This is a genomic window from Streptomyces sp. NPDC045778, assembly GCF_056431945.1.
In genome coordinates, this window is the sequence record NZ_JBWKJZ010000010.1 from 264,805 (window position 1) to 276,603 (window position 11,799).

Genomic DNA, 11,799 nt, shown 5'->3' on the forward strand with positions numbered 1-11,799 from the left:
ACATCCGTCCCGTGACGACGTACGCACGTGCGCAACCAGCAAGCCCGTCCGGCGTTTGAGGACGAGCGCGCAGCGCGACGGAGGGGCGGGCGGGAGTACAACCCCACCCGCCCGGGCCCCGGGGTCGCTAGACCCCGGCCGACTCCAGTTCAGCGCGCGCAGCGACGAACGCGTCGACGGCCCGGTCCACGTCGGCCGTCGAGTGCGCCGCGGACAGCTGCACCCGGATCCGGGCCTGGCCCTGCGGCACCACCGGGTAGGAGAAGCCGATGACGTACACGCCGCGCTCCAGGAGCAGCTCGGCCATGCGCCCCGCCTTCGCCGCGTCGCCGATCATGACGGGCGCGATGGCGTGGTCGCCGGGCAGCACGTCGAAGCCCTCGGCGGTCATCCGCGAGCGGAAGAGCTGTGTGTTCGCCGCCAGGCGTTCGCGCAGGTCACCGGCTGCCTCAAGGAGGTCGAGGACCTTCAGCGAGGCCGCGGCGATCACCGGCGCGAGCGTGTTGGAGAACAGGTAGGGGCGCGAGCGCTGGCGCAGCAGCGCGACGATCTCGGTGCGGGCTGCGACGTAGCCGCCGGAGGCGCCGCCGAGGGCCTTGCCGAGGGTGCCCGTGATGATGTCGACGCGGTCCATGACGCCGTGCAGCTCGGGGGTGCCCCGGCCGCCGGGGCCCACGAAGCCGACGGCGTGCGAGTCGTCGACCATGACCATGGCGTCGTACCGCTCGGCGAGGTCGCAGATGTCCGCGAGCGGGGCGACGTAGCCGTCCATGGAGAAGACGCCGTCGGTGACGATCAGCTTGCGCCGGGCGCCGCCCTCCGTGGCCTCCTTGAGCTGCTTCTCCAGGTCGGCCATGTCGCGGTTGGCGTAGCGGAAGCGGCGGGCCTTGGAGAGCCGGATGCCGTCGATGATCGAGGCGTGGTTGAGGGCGTCGGAGATCACCGCGTCCTCAGCCCCGAGGAGGGTCTCGAAGACACCGCCGTTGGCGTCGAAGCAGGAGGAGTACAGGATCGTGTCCTCCTGGCCGAGGAACGCGGACAGGCGTGCCTCCAGCTCCTTGTGGACCTCCTGGGTGCCGCAGATGAAGCGTACGGACGCCATGCCGTAGCCCCAGCGGTCGAGCGCCTCGTGGGCGGCGGCGATCACCTCGGGGTGGTCGGCGAGGCCGAGGTAGTTATTCGCACAGAAGTTCAGCACCTCTCCGGGGCGACCCCCGGCGGTGACGGCGACGGTCGCCGACTGCGGGGAGCCGATGACCCGCTCGGGCTTGTGCAGGCCTGCGGCGCGGATCTCGTCGAGGGTGGCGGCGAGGTCGTCGCGTACGGAGTCGAACATCGAGGAGTCCTTCGGGAGTTCGGAGGAAGGAGGGCGGAGGGCAGGGCCCGGGGCGGGCGGTCGCCGCGGGCGGAGGGTCGCCCGGGTCAGGAGGTCCAGTCGAGGATGACCTTGCCGCCGCGGCCGCTCGCCGCGTCGTCGAAGGCCTCCTGGAAGTCGCGGTGGCCGTACCGGCCGGTGATGACGGGCGTGAGGTCGAGGCCCCCTTCGAGGAGCACGGACATCGCGTACCACGTCTCGAACATCTCGCGGCCGTAGATGCCCTTGATCGTGATCATGGAGGTGACGATCCGCGCCCAGTCGACCGCGAACTCCTCGGCCGGCAGGCCCAGCATGGCGATCTTGCCGCCGTGGGTCATGTTGGCGACCATGTCGCGCATCGCGCGCGGGTTGCCCGACATCTCCAGGCCCACGTCGAAGCCCTCGCGCAGGCCCAGCTCGCGCTGGCCGTCGGCGATGGTCGCGTCGGCGACGTTGAGGGCGAGGCTGACGCCGACCTTGCGGGCGAGGACCAGGCGCTCCTCGCTGACGTCGGTCACGACGACGTTGCGGGCGCCCGCGTGGCGGGCGACGGCGGCGGCCATCAGGCCGATCGGCCCGGCCCCGGTGATCAGCACGTCCTCGCCGACCAGCGGGAAGGACAGCGCGGTGTGCACGGCGTTGCCGAACGGGTCGAAGATCGCCGCTATGTCGAGGTCGACCGGGACCCGGTGCACCCAGACGTTGCTCGCGGGCAGCGCCACGTACTCCGCGAACGCGCCGTCGCGCCCCACGCCGAGTCCGACCGTGGCCCGGCACAGGTGGCGCCGCCCGGCCAGACAGTTGCGGCACTTGCCGCACACCAGGTGGCCCTCGCCGCTGACCAGGTCGCCGGTCTTGACATCCGCCACGTCCCTGCCGGTCTCGACGACCTCGCCGACGAACTCGTGCCCGACGATCAGCGGAGCCGAGATCGCCTGCTGCGCCCAGCCGTCCCAGGCCCGGATGTGCAGGTCGGTCCCGCAGATGCCGGTGCGCAGCACCTTGATCAGGACGTCACCGGGCCCGATGACCGGCTCCGGTACCTCCATGAGGCGGAGCCCGGGCTCCGCTTTCTCCTTGACCAGCGCCTTCACGCGACGGCTCCTGTCGTGACCTAGGGAAGGTGAGTGACCGGCATCCCACCGGCCACATCCGCACAGCAATCTTCCGTACGTCACGGCGCCGGTCCATCGAGGATTTCTTAACCACCGCCGCAGCTTTCCTTCAGACCCCAGGCGCACCGGGCCCTCGGCCCGTCCGAGGCCCGCGTCCCGGTCAGCGCGTCTGCCCCCGTTCGAAGTACGCGATCAGCTCGTCGTCGAGCGGCGGCACCTCCCGCGGGCCGCCGCCGTCCCGCAGCGACCGCGTCGCCCCGACGCCCGCGGCGACGGCCATGCGCGCGGCGACCGGCGAGGTGTCGGTGCACCCGCCCTCACGGGCGAAGCGCAGGAACTCGTCGACGATCAGCGGGTCGGCGCCGCCGTGCCCGGCCTCGTCGGCGAAGCCCCCGATCGGGTACTCGGCGTCGCCCTCGCCCCGGTGGAGCGAGCGCCCGCCGTTCCACACCCGGACCACGCCGCCGGGGCCGTCGCCGAAGTTCTCCAGGCGGCCCGCGTCGCCGATGACGGTGTAGTTGCGCCAGTAGTCGGGGGTGAAGTGGCACTGCTGGTAGGCGGCGAGCACGCCGTTGTCGAGGCGCAGATTGACCAGGGACACGTCCTCCACGTCGATCACCGGGTTCAGGTCCCGCTGGGCGCGCGGCGGCCAGGGGCCGTCCAGGACGGGCCCGCCGTCGGGCTTGGGCTCGCCGGGCGCGCGGCGGTGCGGGATGTCGCCGTAGACCATGAGGTCGCCGAGCGCCTGTACGTGCCGGGTGAAGCCGCCCGCGATCCAGTGCACGACGTCGAAATCGTGGGCGGCCTTCTGGAGCAACAGGCCGGTGGTGTACCGCCGTTCTGCGTGCCAGTCCTTGAAGTACCAGTCGCCTCCGTAGCCCACGAAGTGCCGGACCCAGACGGTCTTGACGGTCCCGATCTCCCCGCGCGCGACGATGTCCCGCATCAGGCGCACGACCGGCATGTGGCGCATGTTGTGTCCTACGTACAGGCGTGTGCCGGTCTCGTACGCGGTCCGCAGGATCGCGTCGCTCGCCTCGACGCTGACGTCCAGGGGCTTCTCGACGAAGACGGGCTTGCCCGCGTGCAGCGCCGCGCGGGTGAGGGGCTCGTGGGTGTGGTCGGGCGTGAGGACGAGCACGGCGTCCACGTCCGGGTCCGTGACGACCTCACGCGGGTCCGCGGTCGTGCGAAGGCCGGGGAAGTCCTGGTCCGCGCGGGTCCGCGCGGCCGCGTCGGGGTCGGCGAGCGCGGTGACGCGGGCGCCCGCGCCGGGGCGGTGGGCGGCGCGGGCGAGCGAGCCGCGCAGTCCGTAGCCGAGGACGCCGAGGCGGAGGTCGGTCATGCGGTGGGCCTTTCGGTGGGGCCCCGCGTGGGCGGCGGGGCGGGCTCCGTCAGGGGCCTCGCACCGTATGACCATGTCCCTGTATCGTCAACGTACCTTTCTGGAGGGCGACGCGTCGTCAACGCGCCTTCCTGGAGGACGACTTGAGCCGTGCTTGGGGCCTGGCTCCCGGGGGCGTCACAGGAGCGAGCCCGGCTCCCCCTCGGCCTCGCGCAGGTGGATCCGGTCCGTCAGCTCGGCCGCCATCGACTTGATGGTGTCGAGCCCGGTCCGCCCCCAGGGCCGGGGCCGCACGTCCACCACACACACCGTGCCGAGCGCGATCCCGGTCCGGTCGACCAGGGGCGCGCCCAGGTAGGACCGGACCCCGAACTCGTCGACGACCGGGTTGCCCGCGAACCGGGGATAGTCGCGGACGTCCTCCAGGACCAGCGCCTTGCCCCGCACCACCACGTGCGGGCAGTAGCCGCGGTCGCGCGTCAGGTGGCGCTCGGCGAACGGCTGCGCCGTCACCCCGGGCTCCTCCGCCTCCTCGGTGACCCCGAGGCCGAGCGTGCCCGGCTCGGGGGGCGCGCACTCGGCCCGGTGCAGTCCGGCGAAGAACTGCCGTTCCTCGTCGATGAAGTTGACCATGGCGTACGGCGCGTCCATGATCCGCGCGAGCCGGTCGGCGAACGCGTCGAGCCCGGGCTCGGGCCGCTCGCCGAGGTCGAGGTCCCGCAGCCTGCGCACCCGGGCCGGCGCCTCCTTGTCCACCGGGGTCACCAGCAGGCGGCCGGTCGCTTCGTACATCATGTGCGTGCTCCATGGGTCATGTGTGGGCTCCCGACGTGGGCGTGGCGGGGGCGTGGGCGAGCAGGTGGCGGACGAGCGTGAGGAGCGTCTGGATGCCGGAGCTGGAGATCCGCGCGTCACAGCGCACGACCGGCACCTGCGGGTCCAGGTCGATGGCGGTGCGGACCTCTTCGGGCTCGTAGCGGTAGGCGCCGTCGAACTCGTTGACGGCGACGATGAATCCCATGCCGCGCTGCTCGAAGAAGTCGACGGCGGCGAAGCAGTCCTCCAGGCGCCGGGTGTCGGCCAGCACCACCGCGCCGAGCGCGCCTTCGGACAGCTCGTCCCACATGAACCAGAACCGTTCCTGTCCGGGGGTGCCGAACAGGTACAGGACGTGTTCGGGGTCGAGTGTGATCCGGCCGAAGTCCATGGCGACGGTCGTCGTGGTCTTGTTCTCCACGCCCGACAGGTCGTCGGTGGCTTCGCTGACCGTCGTGAGCAGTTCCTCCGTACTCAGCGGCGCGATCTCGCTGACCGCGCCCACGAAGGTCGTCTTGCCGACCCCGAACCCGCCCGCCACGAGGATCTTCAGCGCGGTGGGGAAGGCGTCAGAGCTGTCGTCGTAGTCCATCGAGCACTGCCTCCAACAGGGACCGGTCGGTCGGGTTGTGGTAGAAGTCCGGGGCTCTGGTGGTGATCGCCCCGCAGTCGACGAGGTCGGACAGGAGCACCTTGGTCACCGCCACGGGCAGCTTCAGCTGGGCGGCGATCTCCGCCACCGACGTGGGTGCCTCGCACATGCCGAGGGCGAGGGCGTGCTCCGGGCCCAGGTAGCCGGCGGGGGTGGTGCCGGTCGTCCTCACCTGGGACAGCAGGTCGAGCCGCGTGGTCGGTCTGGTGCGTCCGTTGCTGACCGTGTACGGGCGGATGAGCCGCCCTGCGGCGTCGTCGAGCCATGGCCCGTCGTGCGGGGCCCCCACGCTCAGCGCCTCATCGACGCGGGCTCACCGGCGGGCTGCCGCGGCGCTGTGACCAGGTACGGGCGCACGCTCTTGACCAGCATCGCCATCTCGTACCCGAGCACCGCCGCGTCCGCCTCGCGCCCGGCGAGCACGGCGAGACAGGTGCCGGATCCCGCGGTGGACACGAAGAGCAGGGTGGAGTCCAGCTCCACCACCACCTGACGCACATCGCCCCCGTCGCCGAAGCGGACGCCCGCGCTGCGCCCGAGCGAGTAGAGCCCTGAGGCGAGTGCGGCCATGTGGTCGGCGCTGTCCGGGTCGAGGCCATGGACCGACTTCACGAGTCCGTCGCAGGAGAGCAGGACGGCGCTGTGGGTGTGCGGCACGCGCTGGACGAGGCCGCTCATCAGCCAGTCGAGATCGGATACCTGGCCGGTCGGCACATCGCTCGCCATGGTGGATCGACTCCTTGGAAAGTACGGGTCCGAGAGGTTCTCGAAGTCCGCGGGGCAGACGGGGTGGGGGGTGGTGCGGGTCAGCCGCCCTGGTCGCTCCGGCCCGTGGGGCCGGTGCGGCCGGCTCTGTCGCCGTGGCCTTGGGGCACGCTGACTTCGTGGTCGGGCAGGGCGTCGCGCGCCTGGGCCGCCTGGGCGAGGCCGATGCCGCGCTGGAAGGCGGCCATCAGGCCCGGGTCGTGGCTGACGAGCTGGTCGTCCGCCGCGCGCGGGGCGCGGGCGTCGCGCAGCTGCGGCGCGAGGTGCTCCTGGGCGCGGCGGCGGGGCAGCTGGGGCTTGCCGACCCGGCCGCGCACGGCGCCGTTGCGGGGCACGGGCGGGGTCGCGGTGTGCTCGGCGGTGACGCTCCGGTCCTCGGGGCGGATGCCGGGCAGGGCTTCGGCGGGGGTGGGCCGGTCGCCGCGCGGGCCGCGGACAGGCAGCGGGCTGGGCGGGGCGGCCGGGGTGGGGCCGGCCGCGTTCGCGGCGTGGCGTGCGGGGGCCGGGGTGGACTGCGGGCCCTGGGGGGCGGTGGTGCCGTTCCGGTACGGCGGGTGGGCCGGCTGCTCGTGGTACGGGGCGGTCGGGTGCGGGGTGGCCGCGGGGGCCGGTTCGCGCGGGTCCTCGGGGGCGGGGTGGGGGGCCGGCGATGCGGCGGAGGTGGCGCCGCGGGGGGCGGACGGGGCGTCCTGCTCGGCGCCGAGGAGCCCCTGGGGCAGGATGAGGACGGCCTGGACGCCGCCGTAGATGTTGGTCTGGAGGCGCACCGCGATGCCGTGGCGGCGGGCGAGGGCGGCGACCACGAACAGGCCGATGCGGCCGTCCTGGAGGAGGTTCGCGACGTTGACCTGGTCGGGGTCGGCGAGGAGTTGGTTCATCCGGGTCTGCTCGGCGACGGGCATGCCGAGGCCGCGGTCCTCGACCTCGACGGCGAGGCCGGCCGTCACCCGGCCCGCGCGCAGCAGGACTTGGGTGTGCGGCGCGGAGAACACCGTGGCGTTCTCGACGAGTTCGGCGAGCAGGTGGATGACGTCGGCGACGGCGTGGCCGCGCAGGGTGCCGTCGACGGGCGGCACCAGCTTGACCCGCGAGTACTGCTCGACCTCGGCGATGGACGAGCGGAGCACCTCCGTCATGGTCACGGGCCTGCTCCACTGGCGGCGCGAGACGGCGCCGCCGAGCACGGCGAGGTTCTCCGCGTGCCGCCGGATGCGGGTGGCCAGGTGGTCGATGTGGAAGAGGCCCTTGAGCAGCTCGGGGTCCTCGACGGTGTTCTCCAGCTCGTCCAGGAGCGAGATCTCGCGGTGCACGAGCGACTGGAGGCGCCGGGCGAGGTTCACGAAGACCTCGACCTTCTGCTCGTTGCCCGCCCGGCCGGACAGCCTGGACGCCTGTACGACGGCGGTGAGGGCGCCCTCGTGGGCGCGGGCCAGCTCGTCGGCGAGCTGGCCGAACTCGTCCTTGGCCGGTGCCGGACGCGCGCCGGGCTCGCGCACCGCGGGGGTGTCGCCGTGGCGCAGCCGCTCGACGAGTTCGCGCAGGTCGGCCTGGTCGCGCGCGGTGGCGCGGCGCAGCGCGACGACGCGGTCGCGCAGGGACCGCGCGGCCCGGTCGGCGGCCAGCGCGGCGATGACGACGCCGAGGACGCCGAGCCCGGCCGCCGCGCCGAGCAGGGCGAGCAGCGGCGGCTGGGGCCGCGCCCCGGCGGCGCGGATCATGAAGAGCACGGCGGCGCAGCCGCACAGGCCCACGGCGACGGCGGGCAGTACGGCGATGCGCATCAGCTGGAGCCGTATGCGCGTCTCGGGCGGCGGCGGCGCGGCGCGGCTCCCGGAGCGTCCGTGCCGTCCGCCCTCACGGCGGTCTGCGCGTGCTGCCGGTGCGCGAAGGTGAGACATCAGCGTCCTCGGTACGTAGCGACGCGTGCCGCGGCATTCCGCTGCGGCCCCTCGTCGATGGCATCGCGGTGCCGGCCGGCAGGCCGTGATGTCATCCCTGCGTCGCCCGACGGCCACACACGGTAGTCGCCGGGACATCACGTGCGGTGGGCAGTTGACAAAGTCCGGCGAGCAGCGTCCCGCTCTGGTATGACGCGTCGTACGAGAGGACGAAATGTGTCGCACGTCAGCGCGAGCGCGGCTGTGTGCGCCGCACAGGGTGTGCGGCGGACGCCCGTTCCCCAGGGGCGTGCGGGGCCGGGGCGGCGGCTCCCTTGAGCCCCTTCAAGCCCCCCTGAGCCCCCCTTCCGGCCCGCTCGGAGCCTCGCGCCCCGGTGTCAGCCGACGGGCGCGGCCTCGGGGTCCGCCGCGTCGAGCGCGGGGCCCGGCCCGTGGTCGCTCCAGCCGCCGGTCGGCGTGACGGCGACCGCGCGCCACCACGGGGTGTCGGGCATCGTGTCGGTCCCCGGCTCGAACGGCTCGCCGGGGATGGGCAGCGCCACCGGGGCGCCCGCGGCGCGCGCGGCGGCGAGCGTGCCCTCACCGGGCTCCGACCAGGCGTGCGGCGCGAGGTTGAACGTGCCCCAGTGGATCGGGAGCAGCACGCCGTGCGGCCGCCCGCCCTGGAGGTCCAGGTGGGCCCGCACGCCTTCCTCGGGCCGCATGTGGATGTCCGGCCAGAACTCCGAGTACGCCCCGATCTGGATCATCGTGGCGTCGAAGGGGCCGTGGGCGGCGCCGATGTCCGCGAAGCCCGGGAAGTAGCCGGTGTCGCCGCTGTGGAAGACGCGGTGCTCGGGGCCCGCGACGCTCCAGGACGCCCACAGCATGTGCTGCTGGTTGCGCAGGCCACGGCCGCAGAAGTGCCGGGCGGGGGTCGCCGTCAGGGTCAGGCCCGCGACGTCCGTGGACTCGTGCCAGTCCAGCTCGCGGAGCCGGTCCGCGGGCACGCCCCAGTGCTCCAGGTGCGCGCCGACGCCGAGGGGCACCACGAACACCGTGTCGGTGCCCGCGAGGGTCTTGATGCTGGGCAGATCCAGGTGGTCGTAGTGGTCGTGCGAGATGACGACCGCGTCGACCGGGCCGAGCGCCGTCAGCGGCAGCGGCGCCGGGTGCAGGCGCTTGGGCCCGGCGAAGGCGAACGGCGAGCAGCGCTCGCCCCACACGGGGTCGAAGAGCACCCGGCGCCCGTCGATCTCCGCGAGGACGGTGGAGTGCCCCATCCAGGTGAGCCTGAGCCCGCTCGCCGGGGGCCGGGCGAGGTCCGCGAGGGTCGTGGAGTGCACCGGCACATGGCCCGCCGGGGCCCGCCGGGACCGCTCCTCGCGGCGGAAGTAGACCTTGGCGAACTCCAGGGCGGAGCCGGAGGGCCGGGTGCGCGCCCCCACCGGGTTCTGGAACGAGCCGTTCGCGAAATTCGGCGATCTGCGGATGCGCGCGAGCCGGTCGCCGGCCGGATCCGCGCCGAACGCGGGCGTCCGCAGGGAGCGGAGCATGGGGCTCAGGGACCGGGACACGGCGCACCTCCAGAAACAGGGCTGCTCAGGCCTCCCCATTATGTGCGCCCCCACCGACAACGACCGCCGGGGCCGGTCGCACGGGCCGCACGGGTCCGCTCGCCGCCCCGATGTCACATTCCCGCGCCCCCGGTCCGTCGCATCGGCACAACGGCGAAGGACGCCGCGTACGACGTGGAGGTGGCTCCCATGGCCCGCATCTCGCTCACCCCGCCCCGCACCCTCTTCTTCCGGATGGTCGAGTGGTACTCGAAGCGCGCCTACGGCAAGGTCCTGGACCCGGGCAAGGCGATGTCCCACCACCGCCGCGCCCTGTGGTCGTACCTCCGCTTCGAGCAGTCCGTGGCCAAGTGGAACAAGCTGGACGCGGGCCTGAAGGAGCTGGCGGTGATGGCGTCGGCGGCCTCGATCGGCTGCTCCTGGTGCATGGACTTCGGCTACTGGGAGGGCCACAAGCTCGGCATGGACCCGCGCAAGCTGCACGACGTGCCGCTGTGGCGCGAGAGCGACGCGTACACGGACCTGGAGCGCGACGTCATGGCGTACGCGGAGACGATGACGGCGACCCCGCCGGAGGTCGACGACGAGCTGGCCGAGCGGCTGCTGCGGCGGCTCGGCGAGGCCGCGTTCGTCGAGCTGACGATGATCGTGGCCGTGGAGAACCTGCGCTCGCGCTTCAACTCCGCGATGGGGCTCACCAGTCAGGGCTTCAAGGAGTTCTGCGACCTGCGGGAGGCACCCGCGGGCAGGGAGCACGGCACCCTGTGACCCGCGCGGGCGGCCGTGCCGCACCGGGCGCACGGGGGGGCGCCCGCCATGGTGCGCCGAGGGGCCGCCGCGACCCGCTGGGTAGGGTGCGGCACGTGGTGAGAGTACGGCTGAGCGTGGCGGAGCGGCGGGCGGAGCTGCTGGCCGCCACCGTGGAGCAGATCGAGGAGCGCGGCGTGGCGGCCGTGCGCATCGCCGACGTCGCGGCCGCGCTCGGGGTGAGCAACGCGCTCGTGCTGTACCACTTCTCCACCAAGGACGAGCTGGTCGCCGCCGCGTTCGCGCACGCCGCCGAGAGCGACCTCGCCCGCCTCGACAAGCTGCTGCGCCGCCGCACGTCGGCGCTGCGCCGGCTGCGGGCGGCCGTGCGCTGGTACGCGCCGACGGGTCAGGCCAAGGGCTGGCGGCTGTGGATCGAGGGCTGGGCCGCGGCCGGGCGCGAGCCCGTCCTGCGGGAGGTGACGCGCGACCTCGACCAGCGCTGGAAGGCGGCGCTCACCGAGGTCGTCGCGGAGGGCACGGCGGCGGGCGAGTTCCGCTGCCCGGACCCGGCGGGCGCGGCCCTGCGCCTGACGGCGTTCCTCGACGGCCTCGCCGTGCAGCTCACGGCGTACGGCGCGGTCTCCCGGGCCCGTGCCCGCGCCTGGACGGAGGAGGCGCTGGCCCGGGAGCTGGGCCTGTCCGTGGAGACCGTGCGGGGGGCCTAGCCCAGCTCGTACACCGCGACGAGCGTCACCTGGTCCTCGATGTCGCCGGGCGCGACCGGGACGCCCTGGTCCTTGGTGACGGCCTCCACGGGCACCGCGAGGGGCCGCGGGCCGCCGCCGTCGCTCTCGCTGATCGAGACCAGGCGGCCGAGGGGGCGCCCGCTCAGGTGCGCGTACTGCTCCGCCTTGGTGCGCGCGTCCTCGTGGGCGGCCGCGCGGGCCTCGGCCCGCAGCTCCCGCTTGTCGGCGACGTCGAAGGCCACGCCGTGGACACGGCCGGCGTCACCGGCGGCGTCCATCGCGGCCTGGAGGACCCGGCCGGTCGCCGCGAGGTCGCGCACGGTGAGCGAGATCGTCTGGGCGGCCCGGTACCCCGTCAGCTTGGACGCGCCGTCCTCGTCCTTGTACACGCCGGACAGCGACAGGCCTTCCGTCCGGGTGTCGCGCTCGGCGACGCCCTGCGCGCGCACGGCGGTGAGCAGTGCCCGCGCCGCGGTGTTCTGCGCGGCGAGGGCCTTCTTGGCCGTCGGCGCGGTCACCTCGACGCCCAGGGTGACGACGGCCAGGTCCGGCGCCGCGCTGGCGGAGCCGGTGCCGGTCACCGTCACGGTGGCGGGGTTGTGCGCGGCCGCGGCGGCGGGCGTCTCGGCGGACGGCGCGACGGCCCCGGCGGGCACGGCGCCGAGCCCCAGCGCGGCGAGCGCGAGCAGGACGGTGGCGAGCGGACGTACGGACGTGTACGGGCGTGGCGGCATGGGCGGGAGTCCTTACGGTGTGCCGGTCGTCCGCCCCGTGCGGGCGGCCCGCGTCCCGCGCGGGG

General features: G+C 73.9%; 12 protein-coding genes. 2 read left to right on the forward strand and 10 right to left on the reverse strand.

Features of this window, described 5'->3' with window-relative positions; all coding sequences use genetic code 11:
- Nucleotides 1-127: 127 nt before the first annotated feature.
- From AC07GB_RS15780 to AC07GB_RS15820, 9 genes are all read right to left on the reverse strand, one after another.
- Nucleotides 128-1,336, reverse strand: a complete 1,209-nt coding sequence (locus tag AC07GB_RS15780; protein ID WP_478845616.1) for a glycine C-acetyltransferase — start codon at nucleotides 1,334-1,336, stop codon at nucleotides 128-130.
- Between the two features lie 86 nt (nucleotides 1,337-1,422).
- Nucleotides 1,423-2,451 carry an L-threonine 3-dehydrogenase gene (tdh, locus tag AC07GB_RS15785; protein WP_478845618.1) on the reverse strand — a complete coding sequence of 343 codons (1,029 nt, stop codon included), beginning with the start codon at nucleotides 2,449-2,451 and terminating at the stop codon, nucleotides 1,423-1,425.
- Nucleotides 2,452-2,632: 181 nt separating this feature from the next.
- Entirely contained in the window at nucleotides 2,633-3,817 is a 1,185-nt protein-coding gene (locus tag AC07GB_RS15790) for a Gfo/Idh/MocA family protein (protein WP_478845620.1), read from the reverse strand.
- Nucleotides 3,818-3,994: 177 nt separating this feature from the next.
- Entirely contained in the window at nucleotides 3,995-4,612 is a 618-nt protein-coding gene (locus tag AC07GB_RS15795) for a GAF domain-containing protein (RefSeq protein WP_478845622.1), read from the reverse strand.
- A 16-nt stretch (nucleotides 4,613-4,628) separates the two neighbouring features.
- Nucleotides 4,629-5,225 (reverse strand): GTP-binding protein, encoded by a 597-nt coding sequence (locus tag AC07GB_RS15800; protein WP_030688235.1) that lies wholly within the window; start codon nucleotides 5,223-5,225, stop codon nucleotides 4,629-4,631.
- Nucleotides 5,203-5,574 carry a DUF742 domain-containing protein gene (locus AC07GB_RS15805; protein WP_478845624.1) on the reverse strand — a complete coding sequence of 124 codons (372 nt, stop codon included), beginning with the start codon at nucleotides 5,572-5,574 and terminating at the stop codon, nucleotides 5,203-5,205. The genes AC07GB_RS15800 and AC07GB_RS15805 overlap by 23 nt, the downstream gene beginning before the upstream one ends.
- A 2-nt stretch (nucleotides 5,575-5,576) precedes the next feature.
- Nucleotides 5,577-6,011 carry a roadblock/LC7 domain-containing protein gene (locus tag AC07GB_RS15810; RefSeq protein WP_030688231.1) on the reverse strand — a complete coding sequence of 145 codons (435 nt, stop codon included), beginning with the start codon at nucleotides 6,009-6,011 and terminating at the stop codon, nucleotides 5,577-5,579.
- An 80-nt stretch (nucleotides 6,012-6,091) separates the two neighbouring features.
- Nucleotides 6,092-7,948, reverse strand: coding sequence for a sensor histidine kinase (locus tag AC07GB_RS15815; RefSeq protein WP_478845626.1), 1,857 nt, complete (start codon nucleotides 7,946-7,948; stop codon nucleotides 6,092-6,094).
- Nucleotides 7,949-8,325: 377 nt separating this feature from the next.
- Nucleotides 8,326-9,483 (reverse strand): MBL fold metallo-hydrolase, encoded by a 1,158-nt coding sequence (locus AC07GB_RS15820; protein ID WP_478845676.1) that lies wholly within the window; start codon nucleotides 9,481-9,483, stop codon nucleotides 8,326-8,328.
- A gap of 210 nt (nucleotides 9,484-9,693) precedes the next feature.
- On the opposite strand from AC07GB_RS15820, the gene AC07GB_RS15825 reads away from it, so the two are divergent.
- Entirely contained in the window at nucleotides 9,694-10,272 is a 579-nt protein-coding gene (locus tag AC07GB_RS15825; RefSeq protein ID WP_478845628.1) for a carboxymuconolactone decarboxylase family protein, read from the forward strand.
- Nucleotides 10,273-10,367: 95 nt separating this feature from the next.
- Nucleotides 10,368-10,979 (forward strand): TetR/AcrR family transcriptional regulator, encoded by a 612-nt coding sequence (locus tag AC07GB_RS15830; protein ID WP_478845630.1) that lies wholly within the window; start codon nucleotides 10,368-10,370, stop codon nucleotides 10,977-10,979.
- Here the strand turns inward: AC07GB_RS15830 and AC07GB_RS15835 are convergent.
- On the reverse strand, nucleotides 10,976-11,734 hold the full coding sequence (locus tag AC07GB_RS15835; RefSeq protein WP_478845632.1) for an SIMPL domain-containing protein: 759 nt from the start codon (nucleotides 11,732-11,734) through the stop codon (nucleotides 10,976-10,978). The genes AC07GB_RS15830 and AC07GB_RS15835 overlap by 4 nt on opposite strands.
- Nucleotides 11,735-11,799 lie beyond the last annotated feature (65 nt).